Source organism: Ruegeria sp. BE9 (assembly GCF_056538765.1).
This window is the reverse complement of record NZ_JBQFTS010000003.1, coordinates 133986-154780: the sequence shown is the minus strand read 5'-3', so window position 1 is coordinate 154780 and position 20795 is coordinate 133986. Positions and strand designations below refer to the sequence as shown.

The 20795-nt window shown below is 54.4% G+C and carries 19 protein-coding genes, 1 tRNA gene and 1 pseudogene; 13 read left to right on the top strand and 8 right to left on the bottom strand.

The window, feature by feature from the left end:
* Positions 1-93 precede the first annotated feature (93 nt).
* Entirely contained in the window at positions 94-696 is a 603-nt protein-coding gene (locus ACR0EO_RS11675) for a PA14 domain-containing protein (protein ID WP_480690046.1), read from the bottom strand.
* A complete protein-coding gene (locus tag ACR0EO_RS11670) occupies positions 693-1460 on the bottom strand; it encodes a hypothetical protein (RefSeq protein WP_480690044.1) in 768 nt (255 codons plus the stop codon). The genes ACR0EO_RS11675 and ACR0EO_RS11670 overlap by 4 nt, the downstream gene beginning before the upstream one ends.
* 44 nt (positions 1461-1504) lie before the next feature.
* Between ACR0EO_RS11670 and ACR0EO_RS11665 the strand changes: the two genes are divergently transcribed.
* Together ACR0EO_RS11665 and ACR0EO_RS11660 are read left to right on the top strand one after the other, a co-directional pair.
* A complete protein-coding gene (locus tag ACR0EO_RS11665; RefSeq protein ID WP_480690042.1) occupies positions 1505-2188 on the top strand; it encodes a hypothetical protein in 684 nt (227 codons plus the stop codon).
* Between the two features lie 113 nt (positions 2189-2301).
* Entirely contained in the window at positions 2302-3132 is an 831-nt protein-coding gene (locus ACR0EO_RS11660; RefSeq protein WP_480690040.1) for a hypothetical protein, read from the top strand.
* A gap of 559 nt (positions 3133-3691) precedes the next feature.
* Here ACR0EO_RS11660 and ctlX read toward each other — a convergent pair.
* Complete coding sequence (gene ctlX, locus ACR0EO_RS11655; protein ID WP_480690439.1) at positions 3692-4573, bottom strand: citrulline utilization hydrolase CtlX; 882 nt, start codon at positions 4571-4573, stop codon at positions 3692-3694.
* Between the two features lie 166 nt (positions 4574-4739).
* Between ctlX and ACR0EO_RS11650 the strand changes: the two genes are divergently transcribed.
* Both ACR0EO_RS11650 and ACR0EO_RS11645 read left to right on the top strand, forming a co-directional pair.
* Positions 4740-5186 carry an Lrp/AsnC family transcriptional regulator gene (locus ACR0EO_RS11650; protein WP_480690038.1) on the top strand — a complete coding sequence of 149 codons (447 nt, stop codon included), beginning with the start codon at positions 4740-4742 and terminating at the stop codon, positions 5184-5186.
* A 265-nt stretch (positions 5187-5451) separates the two neighbouring features.
* Positions 5452-7164, top strand: a complete 1713-nt coding sequence (locus tag ACR0EO_RS11645) for an adenylate/guanylate cyclase domain-containing protein (protein ID WP_480690036.1) — start codon at positions 5452-5454, stop codon at positions 7162-7164.
* Between the two features lie 453 nt (positions 7165-7617).
* Here the strand turns inward: ACR0EO_RS11645 and ACR0EO_RS11640 are convergent, their stop codons facing one another.
* Both ACR0EO_RS11640 and ACR0EO_RS11635 read right to left on the bottom strand, forming a co-directional pair.
* Positions 7618-8715, bottom strand: coding sequence for a Gfo/Idh/MocA family protein (locus tag ACR0EO_RS11640; protein WP_480690034.1), 1098 nt, complete (start codon positions 8713-8715; stop codon positions 7618-7620).
* Positions 8716-8727: 12 nt separating this feature from the next.
* A complete protein-coding gene (locus tag ACR0EO_RS11635) occupies positions 8728-9438 on the bottom strand; it encodes a GntR family transcriptional regulator (RefSeq protein ID WP_480690032.1) in 711 nt (236 codons plus the stop codon).
* Positions 9439-9543: 105 nt separating this feature from the next.
* Between ACR0EO_RS11635 and ACR0EO_RS11630 the strand changes: the two genes are divergently transcribed.
* The 6 genes from ACR0EO_RS11630 to ACR0EO_RS11605 are packed head-to-tail and all read left to right on the top strand — an operon-like array spanning position 9544 to position 15121.
* Entirely contained in the window at positions 9544-10698 is a 1155-nt protein-coding gene (locus ACR0EO_RS11630) for an LLM class flavin-dependent oxidoreductase (protein WP_480690030.1), read from the top strand.
* Positions 10698-11588: an aldo/keto reductase gene (locus tag ACR0EO_RS11625; RefSeq protein WP_480690028.1), complete on the top strand. Its 891-nt coding sequence runs from the start codon at positions 10698-10700 to the stop codon at positions 11586-11588. Before ACR0EO_RS11630 ends, ACR0EO_RS11625 begins: the two co-directional genes overlap by 1 nt.
* Entirely contained in the window at positions 11588-12103 is a 516-nt protein-coding gene (locus ACR0EO_RS11620; RefSeq protein ID WP_480690437.1) for a flavin reductase family protein, read from the top strand. The genes ACR0EO_RS11625 and ACR0EO_RS11620 overlap by 1 nt, the downstream gene beginning before the upstream one ends.
* Before the next feature lie 53 nt (positions 12104-12156).
* On the top strand, positions 12157-12744 hold the full coding sequence (locus tag ACR0EO_RS11615) for a TRAP transporter small permease (RefSeq protein ID WP_480690026.1): 588 nt from the start codon (positions 12157-12159) through the stop codon (positions 12742-12744).
* Positions 12745-14034 carry a TRAP transporter large permease gene (locus ACR0EO_RS11610; RefSeq protein ID WP_170337175.1) on the top strand — a complete coding sequence of 430 codons (1290 nt, stop codon included), beginning with the start codon at positions 12745-12747 and terminating at the stop codon, positions 14032-14034.
* Positions 14035-14059: 25 nt separating this feature from the next.
* Positions 14060-15121 (top strand): TRAP transporter substrate-binding protein, encoded by a 1062-nt coding sequence (locus tag ACR0EO_RS11605; RefSeq protein ID WP_480690024.1) that lies wholly within the window; start codon positions 14060-14062, stop codon positions 15119-15121.
* Between the two features lie 30 nt (positions 15122-15151).
* Here ACR0EO_RS11605 and ACR0EO_RS11600 read toward each other — a convergent pair whose 3' ends face one another.
* On the bottom strand, positions 15152-15622 hold the full coding sequence (locus tag ACR0EO_RS11600) for a tetratricopeptide repeat protein (protein WP_480690022.1): 471 nt from the start codon (positions 15620-15622) through the stop codon (positions 15152-15154).
* A 45-nt stretch (positions 15623-15667) separates the two neighbouring features.
* Here ACR0EO_RS11600 and ACR0EO_RS11595 point away from each other — a divergent pair, with 45 nt between their 5' ends.
* Entirely contained in the window at positions 15668-16909 is a 1242-nt protein-coding gene (locus ACR0EO_RS11595; RefSeq protein WP_480690020.1) for a cytochrome-c peroxidase, read from the top strand.
* A gap of 260 nt (positions 16910-17169) precedes the next feature.
* Here the strand turns inward: ACR0EO_RS11595 and ACR0EO_RS11590 are convergent, their stop codons facing one another.
* A complete protein-coding gene (locus ACR0EO_RS11590; protein WP_480690018.1) occupies positions 17170-17484 on the bottom strand; it encodes a hypothetical protein in 315 nt (104 codons plus the stop codon).
* Between the two features lie 189 nt (positions 17485-17673).
* On the opposite strand from ACR0EO_RS11590, the gene ACR0EO_RS11585 reads away from it, so the two are divergent.
* Together ACR0EO_RS11585 and ACR0EO_RS11580 are read left to right on the top strand one after the other, a co-directional pair.
* Complete coding sequence (locus ACR0EO_RS11585) at positions 17674-19557, top strand: amidohydrolase family protein (RefSeq protein WP_480690016.1); 1884 nt, start codon at positions 17674-17676, stop codon at positions 19555-19557.
* A 218-nt stretch (positions 19558-19775) separates the two neighbouring features.
* Positions 19776-20127: pseudogene (locus ACR0EO_RS11580) on the top strand (transposase); the annotation flags it as partial.
* A gap of 332 nt (positions 20128-20459) precedes the next feature.
* Here ACR0EO_RS11580 and ACR0EO_RS11575 read toward each other — a convergent pair.
* Positions 20460-20535: transfer RNA gene (locus ACR0EO_RS11575), tRNA-Thr, on the bottom strand.
* Positions 20536-20795 lie beyond the last annotated feature (260 nt).

Below are 20795 nucleotides of genomic sequence, written 5' to 3'. Positions count from 1 at the left end.
GCTGGGCAGAAACCAACCTGCCCGCCAATTCACAAGCCTGCTTAGCGAAAGCTCTAAGCCCCTACCCTGCTCGGATCATTAAGGCGTTTCGCACTAGGGACGTAGGTGCTTCATCATACTCGCAGGCACGGGATTCAAAATTGGATCTGATGGGCCGCGAATCGAAAGCTCCAGTTCCGGCTTCAAATCGGGATGGCTCAACTTGACACAGAAAACCTTGACTTTGCTTCGATAGAGACCGGCCTCCAATACGACATCAGCGTAGGAGTTTCGTGGCGCCTTGGCCTCGATGAGTTCAAGATCGATTACGGGCTTGCCCTCAATATCCAATTTGGCACCACAGGTGGTAGAAAACCGATTACTCGGCCAGTCGTATGTCAACGCAAATGTATAATCACCACTTTCGCGTAAATCTAAATAGCCTTCCAGCTCAAGCAGCCAAAAACTGTCTTTGTACTTCTTGAGAGCCGGTTCAATCTCAAAAACGTCGTTGTAGCCGACCGGAAAGCTTCCTTTGTACAACAACGTAGCAATGGAACGCCCGCTGGGTGTGTCCGGTTTTCCCGAGTCGGTGACCGGGTAGAAGTTCATTAACCACCCATTGGATAATTTGGACGCATCAATCTCTTGGGCGAAAACACTGCCAGACATCGAAAACACCAAGGCGGCAATTGCCCCGGAAACTACCTTTTTCATTTACTCTCTTCCTTCTCGAATGATTTGGTCGGATTTATTGTGTCGTCATATGGATATCTTGGTTGCGCCGGTGCCTTTTCGGGTTGCTCTGATCCCACTGGAATCCGAAGGCTTGGAGAAATGTCAGAATCAAAATCGCTGTCTGGAACTTGCGACCAGTTCAACTCTTTCGCAACAACCGGGATAATGCTGGAAACAGCCAGAAATTTGGCTTCCCACTGGTCTCGGGCTTCAATTGCCATGCCAAAAGCCACATCATCCAGAAACGCGATCGACCCGCTTGTGCCCTGATGAACCTCGTTGGTCGGATCCTGAATAGCGACTTGCGCGTCAAAACTCGTGGTATCCGCCTCTGCAACCCGCATGTAGATGTTCTTGATACGACCCGCTTTCGGCACCTGCTTTAACACAACTTCTGATACCGAATTGGCCGGAGAAAACGGCCATGAGATCATCGTTTGCCAAGGCGTCCCACAATCTTTTGTCGCCTCTTCCGTAACCTCAGCCAGTGCCAGATCCATTGTCTGTATCCTGTCGGCAATAACTTCGGCCTTACCCGCCTTTACACCGGACCCTAACTCGAACGTTAAACGCGAGCTGCGCCCCAGAACGTGACTGGGCAAAAAGATGTAGCATTGGCCATTTTCGCCAAACAGGAATCCATGTCCTTTTCCCCGATCTATTGAGACCACTTCAGCCTGAGCGGGATTGTGGATGACGGCTCCGGTCAGGAGGGAAACGAAAATTAAATTGCGTAACTTCATGAATCGCTGGCACAATGTCCTGGTTAAAGGAATTAGAGGTTAATATGTTTCACAAGGCAACTGCGATTTTTGCAGCGGCAGCTCTCGCATTACCCTTGTCCGCAGCCGAACTTATTCCGGTGAGCCCCCTTAACGAGAGCTTGGGAGAACAGGCCAAGATTTCCGGAAATGTGGTTGTCGGGTTCATGTCACTCGGTACAGCGCCTGAGGAAAAACCTTATGTCGAGGCCCTTGTCCCACAGATTTGGAAGAGCGCGACGGTGTGCCTAACGCTGGTTTCTCAGGACGGTCGATACGAAGCCTATGGTGAATACACGGTGCCTCCAGAATGGTCCGGGGGCCTCGTTTCAATTCCAATAAAATCCAACCACGACAAATACCTAAGCGAGATTGGGCGGGGGCAGTTCGCGGGTATGTTGAGCAAAGGCCAATGCACAAAACGTGGGGAAACCGTAGCTCCGCTTGGGTGGAACGAAAAACTGAACAGCCTGCCCCCAGATGTTGAACTGCTGATCAATTCGCATGCGTCAGACGAAGTCTATCTGGTGTTCGAAGACGGCACAGACATCGATTGCGTGCAGACCGAAGCAGAGAACCATCTTGCTTTTGATTTCACGTGCACGATTCCGAAAGCTCAATTCGTTTCCGGCGAAGTCATTGAGATCAACAGGGTAAGACGCGGGCGCCGTGCCAGACCTCATTTCGTTGAGGTCTCAGCCAGCCAATGACGAATAGGCGCCTAACCACGCTATATCGGCAGTTGGATCCAAGCACCCGTAGGGTCATCTGGATCGCGGCTTCCTGTTCGTTGCTTTTATTTTCCTGGTACGTTTACCCGCGGATGTTCGACAGAACTTATGTCCTGTCTGTTTCGACAGCCGGTGTTGAAGTCGAATTCTCGAGAAGCCTGACAAATAGCTGGTACGTTTCCGAAGTCACTTACTGCGAACGCCGCCAAGAGCGTCTGAAGGGCAATCCAGCCCCAAGCCAGATGTGTGACAGTACATTGTTTGCCGAACGTCCGATTTCAGACGTGGACATCCTCTTTGAGAAGGAGGCCCACACGACAATTGCGGCAACGCCCGAGATGAATGGTTTATTGATAACGGTTCATAACGACAACGAAGATGGTGCGCTTTGGCTGAACGGCGATGCCGTCCCTGCAGGGTCTTTGCTCTTCGTGTCCAAGGATGCTTGGGCCGAAGCCGGTTCGCTGGAGTTCACAGGAAAAGTAACGATTGGCGAGGTCGCCTCGTCTGGTGAAACCCGACTTGTCTCCGGCGGCACATACGAAATTAGAGAGCGTACTTTCCCCGGTTCGAGCCACACAGTCACAACCAAAAGCGGACGCTTTTTTCGGGGGGATCAGATTCGAATTGTTGACAGAAGCGAAGAACAATCCGTCGATGTAAAAGGATTTCTGGTTCCAGATGGGTCGGAAATGGCCGTGCAAGCTGCATCCCCTGATGGAAACAACTTTTTAAGGATCGACCGCCTGGGAAGTGGACATTCCATTATTTCAACTAGCGCAATGGACAGAACCCGAAATGACCCGGCGATATTGTTCCTTTCTTTGCTGGCAACGGTGATCCTTACGCTTTCTCAACTGTTTTCAGCGGTTACTCCGTCGCCCAAGAAGGCAGAAGAGCCAAAAAAGGTACCTCGCGAGTAAAGGAGCTAGGACGAAGACCTCAAAATGCCGCGCGAGTTTTCTTGAAACCTTTTCTTCGATAGAACTGGTGCCGTCGAAGGGCACACGCAACCTGTTTGAGTTTGTGTGTTCTTGTTTCGATTACCGTTCAGTTACAACGTTCTAGATGAATGAACTGTCCGGGCTTGTCTTGCCGTGTTTGGCGCCACCCAAAAGAGTAAGGTGGACATCAGGGTAGATAGAAATACGGGCAACAAACAGACTTTCAGCTTCTTTTGTAAAATCAGCACCGGTGGGTAAACACTGCGATGGTGCTGGGCTTTGGACTATTTAAACGAACTGATGGTGGCACGCAGTGGATGCTGCGTGTGACTGTACACGGCCGAAAGCGTGAAATGGGTCTGGGTAGCTAGGCAGCCTGATCCGCGCAGATACCAGCCGTCTAAACTGGGAGCGGCATAAATCAAAATGCGTTCCTTATCGACATCGCACAACCTCTAGCAAGCACTAGGCGGCCAGCCGTGCGTAGCGTCCGGTATGCGGAAGACCCGAACTTTCGTCACAGTTGCGCCAATGGCCGCTATGTACGTGGTGTCAGATGTATTCCAGCGATAGTGCAGCGCACCGAACCTCCGGAAAGCTCGATGGTTGGAATCTTTAATGCCACCAATTTCGCACTTGAGGATATCTTGGCCAGTTGATCCGGGGACAAAGACTTCAAAGCCGTTTCTGAGAGGGCAAGAATGCGCCCGTCGGAACCTTGAAGCTCTATGGCGTTCCCGGCGAAATTGCTGATTTGGTCCTCGTTCAATTCAAGGATGGTCCGGCCCGATTGCCCCAAGCGTTGTAGTACATCATCGCGACGGGCGGTATTTTTGATCATGCTGCTTCCGATCAAGGCAAACTCAGTCGCGATGCACATCAAAACGTTAGTGTGATACACGGCCCGGCCTTGACCATCGACAGCGCGAAATGCCATCGGCTCGTAGTTGAAATGCGTGCAGAACCGTTCCAACGCAATTTGGCTTGTCCTCTCGGATTCAACGGCATAAGCAATCCGGTCCACATGATCGAGCACCATGGCACCTGTGCCTTCAAGGTACAGACCATCTTGCTCCAGACCGGAGTAATCCATGACGTCTTGAACCCGGAAATTGGCCTTCAGCATGTCAAGGACATCTACACGCCTCTCCAATCTACGGTTAGGAGCCATCATTGGGTAGACGGCGATATGACCACCTACATGTGTGGAAAACCAGTTATTTGGGAATACGCAGTCAGGTGTCCTCGGGTCATCTCCGTCGAAGAGATGGACATTGACGCCATGGGACCGCAACGTATCGGCGGCTTCGGTCAGTTCCAGATAGGCCTTGGTTGCATCATCATCTGAGGACGGAGTTGCGGACTGGAAAGCATTGTCAAATGTTTCCGAGTTAACGGCGAAATGGTGGGGTCGCACCATAACAACGGATGATGGTGCTTGTAGGCTCTTGGAAACGGTCACGAGGCTTCTCCTGTCAATTAACAGGTATTTCGACCTTTCAAAATGTTGGGGCAACTTTCAAATTGCCGACATTTTGGTAGCAAACTATACAAATCGCGAAGCTCATATCTAAGATTTGCATCAAATGAATGATACTGACCTGAAAAAACACCGGTTCGATGATCTTGATCGCAGGTTGGTTGCGCTCCTCATGCGTGATGGCCGCGCGCCTGTCGCAAAACTGGCCGACATCCTGTCCGTTTCACGCAGCACGGTGCAAAGCCGCCTTGATCGCATGTTGCAGACAGGGGCCTTGCTTGGCTTTACGGCCCGCGTTCGGGAGGACTATGAAGACGGCCAAATCAACGCAATCATGATGATCAAGGTATCCGGAAAAAGCACCACACAGGTCATCACAAGTCTGCGGCGTTTGCCGGAGTTGCGACGTGTTCATACAACCAGTGGGAAATGGGATCTCGTCGCGGAAATACGCGTCGAGACCTTGGCAGAATTTGATCGAACACTTCGAGAAGTTCGGCAGATCGACAATATTGAAGACAGTGAAACGAGCATATTGCTGACAAGCGTTTAGATCAGAAAGAAGCCTTTCAACGCGCTTGCGGCATGTGGTATTTGGGGCTCGATAAAGCCATCCGACGTATTCGGTCAGAGGTCCGTTTATTCCCCAGTGTTTTCGGGTATTCTGACCCACTCTAACCTCTCACATTTCTTGGCCTATGTCGGGGGTTCTAGGGGTTGGGCAGCACCTAGGGATTTCGGACTCAGACCCCAAAGGCGACCTTGTCGGGCTGACAGAAGTCGAGTGTCGCGTTAAGTTCCTTAAAACGGGGGAACGAATGGACAGACGCCTTACTACAGTGCTTGCGGCGGACATTGTCGGCTACTCAGCACTGATGGATCATGATCGTGAAGGTACGATTAGTGCGCTCAAGTCATTCCGTGAAGATACGCTCCAATTGCTACTGAAAGCCCATGGCGGGACAATGATCAAAAGCTTGGGCGATGGTTGGATCGCCGAGTTTAAGTCCACATCAGACGCTGCAGATTGCGCTATTGCAATACAGTCGGCGCAGAAACCAGACAGTATCAAGCTCCGAATTGGCATCCATACCGGCGAGGTTGTCACCGAAGGTGACGACATTTTTGGTGATGGAATAAATGTCGCCGCTCGTCTCGAAGCAATGGCCGAGCCAGACCAGGTACTGTTATCGGACACGTCTCACAACAGTCTTGACCGAGGGGACGCATCCAAATTTGACGGAGGCGAGCAGACAGAACTCAAAAACATAACGCGCCGCATCGGTGTTTGGTGCTGGCCCAAGGGCACTTCAGCCAATATTTCACCAATGACAGATGTTAGACCCGGGATTGCAGTGCTTCCCTTCGACAATATGTCTGGCGATCCCGAACAGGAGTTCTTTGCGGACGGCATAACAGAAGACATCATCACGGAGTTGTCTCGTTTCCGGTGGCTGATGGTCGTGGCTCGAAATTCATCCTTCACCTTTAAAGGCAAAAGCACGGATATTCGCGAAGTCGGTCGCATACTTGGAGTGCGCTATGTTCTCGAGGGCTCGGTCAGACGAGCAGGTCAACGCGTCCGCATTACTGGACAGCTGATTGACGCGGAAAACGGCAGCCATCTCTGGGCAGAACGCTTTGACGGCGTGCTTGATGATATTTTCGACCTTCAAGACAAAGTCACGCTAGAGGTCGTAACGGCGATCGAGCCATCTCTCAGGAACGCCGAAACCAACCGTGCGCGTGCGAAACCCACAGACAATTTGGAAGCCTATGAACTTTACCTTCGAGCACAATCGCACTTCCATCTTTTAACGGACGAAGACAACCGAGAGGCCATACGGCTGACGACCCTCGCATTGGATCGCGACCCGGACTATGCGACCGCATCAGGGTTGTTGGCTTGGTTGCACATTCAACGAATGGTCCAAGGGCTTGAGCCCATTGGCCAAGGGCCGAAAGAGGCCGTAAAGGCAGCCGAGCGGGTGCTGCTGAGCGATCGTGCAGACGGGATCGCGCTGGCGTATGCTGCGCATTCGATCTCAATGCTGGCACGGGACTTGCCACGCGCGCGGGCTGCTTTCGAACAAGCTCTCGAGCAAAACCCAAACGCCGCAACAGTGCACATGCTAGCATCCATCAACCTATTTCTGCTTGATCGGCCTGAGGAGGCACTAAGCCACGCGACGCAATCTGTGGACCTCAGCCCGCATGATCCGTTGCGCCATGCTGCTTACCTTGCTCAGGCAAGCGCACTGTTTCATCTCGGGCGTTACGAGGAGACGGTTAAGGCTTGCCGAAATGCCTTATCTGTGCGTTCAACCTTTGTTATGAGCCATCTCATGCTAATTGCCGCTCTGGGGCACCTCAACAATGAGGATGAGGCTCGCCAAGCGGTTGCTGACCTTCAGGCATTGCGCCCTGGCCTGACAGCGACCTCAGCGCAGACTCAATTACCGATATTCACTGTTCCATCTTGTGCAAACAACTGGCGTGAAGGTTGGACAAATGCAGGGTTACCACAATAAGCAACCAGTCGTGTTGTAATGCAGGCTTGAACTTCATGCCTCGCCAAATGGTCGTCTAATTTACACCAGTAGAGAACATCAGCTTCTAGCCCGACGAGTAAATGGTGAAGTCCGCTTTGGGCAGCGACCGGCTCATCGCGCAAACTGCAGAGAACGACAGGTCTGAGCCCTTAGTGACCCATGTTGCTCCATGCCAAATTCTCTAAATCGGGCGGAAAGCGGAATTTAGTTGCATCCGCAAGAGCATCTCACTCGATCATGAAAGGCGGCCAATCGCAGCCACGAAGGCAGGAGGAAAAGTGTAGGGGGCATCCCAGTGGGAATACGGACAAGCAGGCTTGCACAGTCGACATTAAAGGGTCTTTGCCAAATCGAATGGCAATATCTGACATAAGTACGAGTAATATGGGGCCTCATAGCGGCTGCAAAACGCTCCCTTCTTTTTGGTTCCATTCAATCGACCATGTATACCGTTTCGCCGGTGTCTATTGCCTGTTGCGCTGCTTGCCCCATTCTGACGGCCCAGAGGCCGTCATTCAAACTTACATCCGGTTTTGCCTTTTCGCCACGAAGCACAGCCAGGAAGCCTCTATGCTGATAGTAAGTCGATCCATTGTGATCCCCGGCCGCCAATAGGTTGGCGTCCACTGGCACGTCCATTGATACGGGACCTTTGGGATTACGCGAGCTTACGATCACCTTCGGAAGCGGCGGAGTTCCCAAATGATCAGGCCAGAACCGTTCGGGTCCGGGTACCAACGCCTCGATCTTAGCGTCTGGTCCGACGGCCGATATTTCCTCCTGATAGCGAGAGCCTTCGGCAAACATGCAAAGTTCCAACATCGCGCGCGCACCCGAAGCAAAGTCGACAAGAACATAGCCGTGATCCAGAATATCTGGGGTTTGACCGTCGTAACTCTCGTCCAAATGGTTCACCGCCTGCCCACCACTTGCCGTTATTCGCACCGGGTCAGATTTCAATATCAGACGCATGAGATCGAAAAAGTGGCAGCATTTTTCTACAAAAGTGCCGCCAGTATTGCGGTTGAAACGGTTCCAGTGGCCGACCTTTTCCAGGAAAGGAAAACGATGCTCGCGGATCGATAACATTTTTATACCACCTGTCGCCTGAGCCTTCTCGATCAGAGCAGCAATAGGGGGCATGTACCGGTATTCCATCGCGACCCAAATCGGGCAAGGGTAGTCGCGCTGCAATTGCTCGAGTCGGGCCACGTCTTGCGGGTCAGTGAACAATGGCTTTTCTACCAAAAGCGGTAGTGGACGTGTTTCAGCGATTTCGCAAATCTGGTCCACATGAAGATGGTTTGGGCTAACAATGACGACGCAGTCCAGTTCATCAACCGCCAGAAGCTCTTGCACGGAACCCACCATGGCTGCAGTTGGCGCGATTGCCTTCGCGACTATTGCCATCTCTGGATCGGGCTCAAAGATCGCTGACACGTTAGTACCTTCCAGCAATCCGATATTGTGCAGGTGCTCTTGCCCCATCATGCCGCATCCAATCAGCCCGTAATTGACGGTCCGGGTCATGTGCGATTCCTTTTACTTCAAGCGTTGTACGTAGTTGGCCCGATCTGGGTCGAACCATGTTTTTGAGAATTCAACGGGTTCGGCATTTTCCGACCAGCTGAACCGCTCGATATAACCTACCGCTTGGCCCGCTGGTTTGGTGAAGTCATGAGGTGTCCAGTCCGGTAGCGGTTGGACCGAAACTCTGTCTTCGGCTCTTGCGATCCAAAAGCCCAATTGGCGCTGATAATAGCGATAGAGTGAGTCGGACAGCAGGCTCTGGTCGATCAGGCCCGCTGATTCGTCTAGCCAAATTTCCTCGACTGCGATGATTGTATCATTCAGGTAGCGCATCCGCCGGACGCGCGAACCGGCATCAGATGCACCGAATTTTGGCAGATCGACTGGCTTCTTCAGATGGTCAACTGACAGGATATCCGCACGTGGCAGACCACCCCCTTCAGGTAGTTCCAGCCTGAACATTGCATAGACGCTATTTTGTGTACCGGTCTCGCGGATGTAGTTTCCTGAGCCTTGGATACGCTCCAACATCCCCTTTTTTTCTAGCTCGGAGAGCGATTTTCGAAGCGTTCCAACCGAGACATTCAACTCCGCCGCCATCTCCCGCTCGGGCGGCAAACGCTCACCGTCTATAAGGCGCCCAGCCGCGACGTCGCGGATCAGAAGTTCCGCGATCTGAATATATACCGGCAGGGCATTTGGGTTTCGGTTGGATGCAGTCACGGTAGACGCTTCACTCGGTCGCAGCAAAAATTGATACACTATTGATCTACATCAAAGCGATTGCTACGCAAGAGGAAAGTCAAAGATGTACGGAGCGTGAATCAAATGAGCATCGTCCCCATCACATCCCCCGATCTAAATGCGGCCGAAGTTTCGTGGTTTGCTGCGCTGTGTTCCGATGATTACCAGTTCCTTGGCGTTCCCGATGGCAACCTGCGGTCGAGTTGGGAGCATTGCTCGAGCATTGTGAAAGAGGCCGAAGCGCAGGGGTTCCGCAACATCCTCTGCCCGTCCTCCTATCAGGTTGGTCAGGACACGCTGAGCTTTGTCGCGGGTTGCGCCCCAATCACCGACCGGATCAACCTGCTGGCCGCCGTACGCTGCGGTGAGATGCAGCCGATCATGCTGGCCCGCACCATTGCAACGCTGGATCACATGCTGAAGGGGCGATTGACGGTCAACATCATCTCATCCGACTTTCCCGGTGAGAAAGCCGACAGCGCGTTCCGCTATCAGCGCTCTCGCGAAGTGGTAGAGATCCTGAAACAGGCCTGGACGCAGGATGAGATCAATCATGCAGGCGAGGTCTATAACTTCTCAGGCCTGACCACTGACCCGGCCAAGCCATACCAGACTGGAGGGCCGCTACTCTATTTCGGCGGCTATTCTCCCTCCGCGCTGGACCTATGTGGCGAGCATTGTGACGTCTACCTAATGTGGCCCGAAACCAAGGACCAACTGGCCGAACGTATGAAGGCCGTTCACGCGGTCGCCGAGAATTACAACCGCACGCTGGACTATGGCCTGCGCGTCCACATGATCGTTCGCGACACCGAGGCTGAGGCGCAGGAATACGCGGACTACCTCGTCTCGAAGCTGGACGACGAATATGGCCGCGCAATCCGTGAGCGCGCTTTGGACTCGACCTCTTTGGGCGTCGCGCATCAAGCCAAGAACCGCGATCTGGCAGATGAATATGGCTATGTGGAACCGGGTCTCTGGACCGGCGTTGGCCGTGCGCGTTCAGGGTGTGGCGCAGCGCTGGTCGGCTCGACCGATCAGGTTATGTCCAAGATCGAAGAATATCAGAAGATGGGCATACGTGCCTTCATCTTCTCGGGCTATCCCCACGTGGACGAAGCTCGCCATTTCGGCAGCCGTGTTCTGCCGAACTTGAAAACCTGCTCCCTTCCCGAAGCTTACGGAAGGGTTCCTTCAAATACCCCGGCAACACCGCTGGGCAACGGAGTTCGTCGCTGATGCAACGTGTTAAACTATCTGACTCGCTGGAAATGAGCCGCCTTGTCTATGGCATGTGGCGCTTGGGCGACGACACAGACACATCGGCGGCTCATGTCGAAGCCAAAATTCAAGCCTGTCTGGATCAGGGTATCACAACCTTCGATCAGGCTGACATTTATGGAGGCTACGAGGCTGAGGCTGTTTTGGGCGCGGCCCTGCGAACCAATCCAAGCCTGCGCCAAAAGATGGAGATCGTCACCAAATGTGACATCATCGCGCCGGTTGGCCGTTACGCGGATGCGAAGGTGAAATACTACGACACCTCGCGCGCGCACATTCTGAAATCGGTCGACACGTCGCTGTCCGAAATGGCGATTGACCATATCGATCTGCTTCTGATCCACCGCCCCGATCCCATGATGGACCACCATGAAACTGGAGCCGCTCTGGACGAGGTTGTCGCCAGCGGCAAGGTCGGCGCGGTCGGCGTGTCGAACTTCCGGCCGTGGGATTGGTCCCTGCTGCAATCGGCGATGAAGACCCAACTGGTCACCAACCAGATCGAGGTTTCTCTGGGCGAGATCAGCCCCTTCACCAACGGTGATTTGGCATTTCATCAGCAACATGGCCATCCGCTTATGGCTTGGTCTCCGTTGGGTGGTGGGTTGTTGATGGCCGGAAACCCACCTGTGGGCGTTGTCGCGGATGAAATCGCAGCCGAGTTCGGCGTGGATCGCGCCGCGGTTGCCGTGGCCTTTCTGCTGGCCCATCCGGCCAACATCTTGCCGGTTCTGGGCACCAACAATCTGGACCGGATCAAACGCGCCTCGGACGCGCTGAAAGTCAAACTGGATCGCGAAAGCTGGTTCCGCCTGTATGAGGCGGCGCTGGGGCATGAGGTACCATGATGAACGCAATCTCAAAGGACATGACCCATACCTTCGTCCCGCACAAGGATGACACCCGCACTCTGCGCGATGCCTTCGGGCGTTTTGCAACCGGCGTCACCATCGTCACCTGTGACAGTGAGGACGGCCCGGTTTGCATCACCGCCAACAGCTTTTCGTCGCTGTCGCTGGACCCGCCACTGATCATGTGGGCAGGCGACCGCAACTCGCGCCGTTTCCCCTATTTCCACAAGGCTCGCCACTTCAGCGTGCATGTGCTGTCCTCGGAACAGGCCGAGCTGTGCTTTGGCTGCTCCAAGGACGCCTTTGCGCTGCGCGACATCGTGCATGAGCGGTGCGAAAACGGAACGCCAATCCTGCCGGACTGTCTGGCGCGGTTTGAATGCGAACAGCACGCGTATCACGATGCAGGCGATCACGTTATTGTGGTGGGAAAGGTTCTTAAGGCCAGCATGGCGGATGGAGACGCGCTGACCTTTTACGCCGGGAAACTCGGCCAATTCGCGCAGCACTAAGCGCGATCTGACGACCGTGGGACATACACGCGGCTGAATAAGGGAGGATCCGCATGGGCGGACTGGCATCGGCGCTTGCGCCGGTTGCATTCGTGAACGAAACCGTGCTGCGTCTGGGCCGCGCGGTTGGTGTCGTTGCGATTGCACTCATGGTGATCGCAATCCTGATTCAAGTGTTCTTCCGTTATGTACTGGGCAATGCTCTGCCATGGCCGGATGAGGCCGCACGGTTTTGCATGCTCTGGATGACCGGCCTGATGGCGCCCACCGCCTTTCGCCGCGGCGGCTTTGTGGCCATCGACATGCTGGAGCGCTTTTTGCCACGCTCAATTGGTCAGACGCTCAACCTGTTCCTGTTGCTGATCTCGCTGGCTGTCTTGCTAGTAGCGGTCAATATCGGTTGGTCCGAGGTCACTGGTTTTGGCGGTAAATTCGCCACCGCCGCGCTATACCTTCCCACCTCATTCGGGTTCGACGAATGGTATCGAATACCACGCAGTTGGATGATGGCCTCGTTGCTGGTGGGGATCATTCTGCTGATTTCGGTGAATATTGAGCTGATCCTGCGATCCTTCATCACTCTGCTGGGCGGGGGTCACCTGTTGCCTGAAATTCCTGACGCGGCAGTGGGGGCCGAATAAGTGCTGATCTGGTTCCTACCCACCTTCCTGATTTTCCTGTTGATCGGCCTGCCGGTCTTTTTCGCCCTGCTGGCCGCTCCCGGTATCCTGCTTTGGCTCAACGGTCAGACCAACGACATCACGCTGCTCTATCGCAATGTCTACAATGGCATGGACAGCTTCCCGCTGATGGCGATCCCCTTCTTCATGCTAGCCGGAGAGTTGATGAACCGCGGCGGTATTACCATCCGCTTGGTCGAGTTCAGTCAGGCCCTGATGGGTCACCTGCGCGGCGGTCTGGCGCATGTGAACGTGCTGAGTTCGATCCTCTTCGCGGGCCTTTCCGGGTCTGCCGTGGCCGATACATCCGCTTTGGGGTCTATGCTAATCCCGGCGATGGAAAAACAGGGCTATACACGCAAATTCGCCGCTGCGATTACAGCGGCGAGTTCTGTGATCGGCCCGATCATCCCACCTTCGGGCATCATGATCATCTACGCATATGTGATGGGCGAAAGCGTCGCCGCGCTGTTCCTTGCAGGCATCGTGCCCGGCGTGATGGTCGGTGTCGGCCTGATGCTGATGATCAAACTGATGGCTGACAAGTACGACTTCCCCGTGGCCAGCCGCAAATACACTTGGCCCGAACGGCGTCAGGCCAGCCTGAAAGCCTTCTTCCCGCTGATGACCCCAGTGATCATTCTGGGCGGCATTCTGGGCGGCATCTTCACACCGACCGAGGCTGCCGCCGTCGCCGTGGGCTACGCTTTCATTATAGGCTTCTTCGTCCTGCGCACACTGACATGGAAAGAGGTGCCCGAGGTTCTCAGCAACGCAGGCATGACCTCCGCCGTCGTCCTGCTGTTGGTCGGCGCGGCGATGGCGTTCAAGACGGTTGTCAGCCTCAGCCATGCGCCGGAACAACTGGCCTCGCTGATCCTCAGCCTGTCGGAAAACCCGCTTATCCTGCTGTTCCTGATCAATCTGCTGCTTTTCATCGTCGGCATGTTTCTAGATGCAGGCCCCGCGATCATCATCCTTGGCCCGATCCTTGGGCCCATCTTCACCAGCCTTGGTGTAGACCCGATCCATTTCGCCATCATCATGAGCGTCAACCTGACCGTAGGCCTCGCCACCCCGCCAATGGGCTTGGTCCTGTTCGTCGCCGCGGCCGTATCGCGCGAACGGGTCGAAACCATCGCCAAGGCGATTCTGCCGTTCCTGGCCGTCGAAATCATAGTGATCTTCCTGATCACCTATATCCCCGCACTATCCATGACGATCCCCAGGATAACGGGATTTGCAAACTGAACTGAGTATCACAGGGAGGAAACGCATGCTCAGAAACTTCATCAAAACCGCAGCGGTGGCCACATCGCTTGTGGCCGCGTCCGCCATGGCCGCCACAGCCGCCGACTACACACTGCGCGCTACTGCCAATTCGAACGAAAATGACGAGGACTATGACGGCCTGATTGTCTTCAAGAACTATGTCGAGGCCGCCTCAAACGGTGCGATAGAGGTCGAGCTGTTCATCGGTACCCAACTGTGTTCGAATGGCGCGGAATGCCTGCAAGGCGTGGCCGATGGCACCATCGACATCTATATTTCCACCTCGGGCGGAGCCTCGGGCATTTTTCCTTACGTGCAGGTTCTGGACCTGCCTTACCTTATGGCCGATGACCGAATTGCCGAGCATGTTCTGTCCGGCGACTTCACCCGCACCATGCGTAACATGGCACTGGAGGACTCTGGCGGCGCGATCCGTCTGATGACCATTGGCAACACCGGCGGCTGGCGCAACTTCGCCAACACCCAGCGCCGCGTTGCCGAGCCTGCAGACATGGAAGGTCTAAAAATCCGGACCGTGGTCGCCGACCTGCCGCAGGAACTGGTCAAGGCTCTGGGAGCTTCGCCGACACCGATCCCATGGCCTGAACTGTTCACCAGCTTCCAGACCGGCGTGGTCGAGGGATCCAAGAACGGCATCACCGACATTATGGGCATGAAATTCCCTGACGCGGGTCTGCAATATGTCACCTTGGACGGCCATGCCTACATGGGCGCACTGTGGTGGATGAACAACGCCAAGTTCCAGGAGATGCCCGAGGATATGCGCCGCGTCGTCGTCGACGGTTTCTACGCGCTGCAACAGGCCACCTTTGCCTCGCCCAAGCGCAAGTCGATTCAGGCCTACGAGGATTTTGTCGACGGTGGTGGCGACCTCTATGTCCTGACACCCGATCAGAAGGCCGCGTTCAAAGAGGCTGCAACCCCGGTTTATGACTGGTTCCAGTCCAACGTTGCCCGTGGGGACGAAATCTTTGGTGCGTTGACCGAAGCGGTTGCTGCAGCTGAGGCCGATGTGAACGCTTCACGCGATGCGGACCTGAACTAAGTGTATGGGTCGGGCTTTGCGGCCCGGCCATCACCGAAACGGGTACATCCACCCTTTGTAGTCGTTGACCAGCACATGGGCCCTTTCAATCTGCTCCGGCGACATTTTCTTAACCACTTCCTCAAGGCTGATCGCCGCGTCGGGGTCGCCACCAATGGCGCTGAGCGTGTACCACATATAGGCTCGCACAAGATCAGGCGCGGGCATGCCCAGACCCAATTCATAGTACCAGCCAACTCCCGACTGAGCGCCCGGATGCCCTTTCATCGAGGCACGCAGATACCATTCAAAGGCCCGTTCATAATCCTGCTCGACCCCAAGACCCAACCCGTACATCACGCCGATCAACTCTTCAGCCTCGGCGTTGCCCGAGCGAGCGGCTGGAAGAAGTTCCTCGCGCGCGGCTTCAAACTGTCCGGCTTCCATCATATCGCGCGCTTGCTCCAGTTCAGCCAGAGCCGGAGAAGCATATACGCAAAGGGCGAAAACAAGCTGACGCATGGAATAGTTGCTCTCTTCTGGGTTGGGGCCGCTGCGGCACAGGATTTGCCGCGCCCGCTAACCGATGATGACTTTATCCACTTTGATATGAAACAGGCCGCTGTCGGTCATCAATTGTTTTACGACCCGATCCTGTCAGGTAACCGCAACATCACCTGCGCCCATTGTCACCACCCGGATTTCGGCACATCGGACGGGTTGTCACTGGGCATAGGAGAAGGCGGACAGGGGCTGGGGCCGGACCGCACACCCGGCACCGGGGCAGACAGAATACGCAAACGTATCCCTCGCAACTCTCCGGGTCTATGGAACCTAGGTGCCAAGGAAATTCACACCGTCTTTCACGACGGCAGGCTGAGCATTTCCAACGTCTACGGCAACGCCTTCAATTCCCCAGCGCAGGAGTGGCTGCCCGAGGGCCTGAATTCCCTGTTGGCGGCACAGGCTCTGTTTCCCCTGACCTCACAATTCGAGATGGCGGGCAATGTGGCTGAGAATGAGGTCACAGGCGCGGTGCATGATCGTATTGACAAAGGCTGGCCGATTCTGGCGAAACGCGTCCGCACCGATCCACGCTATGGTCCGGCCATCGTCGCCGCCTTTGATGAGGTTGAGACGACCGAAGACATCACTATCACGCAAATCGCCAACGCTCTGGCCGCTTTCATGGCGATAGAGTGGCGTAGCACGGACAGCCCGTTTGACCACTACCTCGCAGGAGACACGAATGCCCTTTCGCCGGCTCAAATGGATGGGATGAAGCTATTCTACGGCAAAGCACGCTGCTCCACTTGCCACACCGGACCGCTCATGTCAGATCAGAAGTTCTATGCCTTGGGTTTACCGCCCTTTGGGCCGGGCCGCACCCGGCAGTGGGATCCCTTCGTCCGGGATGTAGGCCGCATGGGTGAAAGCAACCGCCTTGAGGATGCCTATAGGTTCCGCACCCCTATGTTGCGCAACGTTGCCCTGACCGCGCCTTACGGTCACAATGGCGCCTTCCCCGATCTTGAAAGCGTCATTCGCCATCATCTAAATCCGCAGGTAAGCCTAGACGACTGGAGTCCTGAAATGGCTGCATTGCCCGAGGTGCCATGGTTGCAAAAAACTGATTTCATAGTTTGGGAGGACGACTATGAAATGGAGCGTCAACGCAAAAAAAATGACATTGTTCCGGTCCAACTCACGGAGTTAGAAATTCAAAACCTGGTTGCTTTTCTGCATTCGTTGACAGGTATCAGCGTGGGTTCGTTGAAGTTTGGGGTACCGAAAGAATTTATTCCTTAGCCCTTCCTAACATCGAAAAGGTACTGTCAGAGGGATCGTATCCTGCCGTCCTTCTTGGTTGTCCTTTCTGAGGGGACCTAGGAATGAAATGATCTGCAGAGAAATTGAGCCTGTAGAGCGGTGCGAAACAAAAATACAGGCAACTGAAACGGTATCGAACCGTACCGGTTTCTGAGATTTGCTTGCAGCACTGACGCGCGTACCCGGATCTGACCAGACGCCATCACATCCACGACCTTCATCTTCAGCAGGTCGCAGCCTCAAAGCTTGCTATCGATTGCCATATTGGTCAGGGATAGATCACCGTGGTTTTCTGCCAGTTCAAGCCGCACCCAGATTGCCCAGACATGCTTTTGCTCTAGCGGGCCTTTCTGACCTACGATGCGGCCCTCGGCCCAAGCAGGCGGAGCGCGTGGATTGCAGGTAGGTTTGGTGTTTCCATGACTGATCCTCCGATCCGCCATGTCCTGCTCAAACGACAACCCGACGTTGTACCAAAGAATGCCGCGCGACCTTCTTGGTCCTGTTTGATCCCAGACCTGCAGCCTGAAGTTAACGGCATGCTGTACTTTCATTCGGCAGGTTGCAGCCCAGAGCGGACATTCAAAACAAGAATTTGCAGTTTCCGTTTCGCGGACAAAGCTGTCGCTCAAAGGCGGGACAAGACTTGCGTGTATTTTCTGGTTGTCGCCGGCACTAGTAACGCCCCCAACGTTGCTGGATTTCAGCAGCCGCCGTAAGCTTCGGTGGATGGGAGGATTCGAATGAGACTGATTGTTACAGCGGCGGCCATAGCTTTGGCTGCGTTTTCTGCACATGCGCAAAGCTATGATGTTGTAATCCTGAACGGTCGTGTCATGGACCCGGAAACTGGGTTCGATCAAATCGCCAATGTCGGGATTAACAACGGTTGGATCACAGCAATAACGACCGAGACCATCGAGGGCGCGGAGACCATAGTCGCGACCAACCACGTCGTTGCACCTGGTTTCATCGATCTTGAACAGCATGGGCTGGATCCTTGGGGTATCAAGGTGAACCTCCGCGATGGCGTCACCACGCAAATGGACTTTGAAGTGGGTGCGGCCAACATCGGCGAGTGGTACGACGCGCGCGCCGGTGTCACCCAAGCCAATTATGGGACTGTTGTAGGACAGGAGTATGCGCGCATGCGGGTCCACGACGGGCTTGTGCTCGAAGGTGGAGACATTGATTTTCGAAATTTCTTCGCGCTGCGTGCACAATCCGTAGAAGACGGAGTTGAAGGATGGTCTTCGGTACCGAGCAACCGCGAACAGATGAACGAGATAACGGCGCAACTCGACGAGGGTTTGCGCTTGGGAGCCATAGGCGTTGGGTCAACCATCGGCTATGCCCGCAAAGGCATTACCACCTACGAAATGTTCGAAGCGCAGCGCGCTGCCGCTCGCTATGGCAGGCTTACCTCTGTCCATCATCGGTTTCACCCAAGCGCATCCACACCGACCGAGACCCAAACTGGTGTGAATGAAATTCTCGTCAATGCGATGGTTCTGAAGGCACCGCTGCACATCCATCACGACAATGACTACGGTTGGTGGGAGAACCAGGAAAAGCTGCAGATGGCGAGAGACCAAGGCTACAATGTCTGGTCCAGCTATTACCCATGGACAGCCGGTTCGGGAAACTACGGCGCTTCGATTATCGCCCCCGACAACTGGGAAGGTTCAATGGGTTACAAGTACGAAGAAACCATCTTTGACCCTCAACTCAATCGATACGTAACCAAAGAGGAGTTTCTCGAATTTGCTGAGAATGAACCGGGCCGAACTGCCATTGTTTTTAGCCCGCCACGGGAGCAATGGCTGCACGACTGGATCACAATTGCTGGCTATGGGATTTCCGGCGACGGAATGATGGGTCTTGATGTTGAAGGCAATCAACTGAATTGGGACTCCCCCTATGAAGACTACGCCGGACATCCAAGATCGGCAGGAAGCCATGCACTGGTGCTTCGGATGGCACGCGAGGCAGACGTCCCGCTCATGCTCACATTGACCCAATTGAGCTATATCCATGCCAAGCGCCTCGGTGACACCGGCTTACGTGCGATGCAAATACGCGGGCGCATGCAGGAAGGCATGGTGGCTGACATTACTATTTTTGACCCCGAAAACGTCACTGAAAATGCGAACTATACACTGGGACAGCAGGGCTTACCGTCTACTGGAATTCCCTTTGTTCTAGTGAACGGAACCGTTGTTGTCCGCGATAGTGTCGTTCAACGAGACGTTTTTGCAGGGCAAGCCATTCGTTTCCCGGTCGAGGAAAAGGGACGATTTGTGCCTGCTGGTCGCGAGCAAATCATGGGAATCTTAACACCAGATACTGGTACGACACGCCCGACATTGCTGCAGGACATCACAAACGATGAGGCGAAACTTGAGCGCACTGCACCTGCTTCAACGCAGTTCGCATCTGTCAAACCAAACGACCCGTTTGACTGGTTTTCTCCTCGAAACGGCCTCGACGACAGCGCACTGTTCTTCTGCGTGGTGCATGGGCGTTACGAGGATAAGAACGCCGCTGCACGAGATTGGGCACTGTCAATGGCAGCAAAGCTTGGCAGCGATCCAAGCAAAAGGTTCGATCCGCTGGAAACTCAATAGGCAAGCGCGTTTAATCAACTCTGTTGGCGCTGTTAGACCTGTGGGCGCTTCGGCAACAAATTGGACGTGAAATGTGGTCCTGATGTCGCCTGCTTCGACCTCGAAACCGTCATCTTACAGTTTTTGTTGGATGACGGTTCTACTTGTTGAGCGGACATTGCGATGACAGATGCCATTCATATCTGCTCCGTGATTCAAATGCGGCAGGAGGATTGCCCATGTCGCATCGGTTCTGGCTCGACTACGAGCGTTTCAACCGCATCAAGCACCTATTCCCAAAGCCATGCGGGGTTTTGAGGTCAGACGACCGCACGGTTCTCATTGGTATCATCGGCGTTAATCCGCAATGGTCTGCGCTGGCGGGATGCTCCGTCCGTGTATGAACCTCGCTAGACCCTCTACAATCGGTTTGTAAGATGGTCCCGCCTTGGCGTATTTGCGCACAACTTCAGAGAATTGGCTCAGCCCGGAACGGACGACAAAACTACTTTGATCGACAGTGCTCATCTGAAAGGCGCATCGAACAGCGGCAAGCCTTTTAAAAGGGGTACTCGGACACGGGCCATCGGTTGATCCAAAGTTGGGTTGAACAACAATTTTCACTCGGTTTGCGACGTACACGGAAGTGCATCGCGCCAAGGCTGCGCGGCTTCTTCGATCTTGGTGCGGATGTCGGGGTATCGACCACGTATGCGTGATTTCCTTGGACCAATCAGGGCACGCAATCAGCGTGTGGAACATCGGTGCGCCAACATCATTTATGCCTTCCAATGCCATAACGACCTTTGCGCCTAGGGCTTCAAGAGGCACCATTCCATTTACCAAACGGGTGAAATTAGAGCGGACAGAAGAAACACAGCTTACTCTATCACACTAATAAAATAGAAGGTTTTAGACAGAACTGGTGCCGCTGAAGGGACTCGAACCCCCGACCCCATCATTACGAATGACGTGCTCTACCAGCTGAGCTACAGCGGCCTTCCGGGCCAGGTCCTGGCTCGGCTGTTCTATCTGCTCGCCTCGAAGACATTGATTTTACGAGCCACTCCAAAGCTTGAAAGCAAATTCAGAGGGGCTTGCTCTACCACATAGGCTCCTGAGACAAGAGAAGGCTCGTTTAAACGGTCACGTTACACCGCGCAAGACTCGAAAATCAGAGTTGCCCATGGCGGATCGCCACGTCCCTGCCATAGATTCTGACAACTCCATTTGGCAGGGCTCCGGCAGAAATCCGCAAG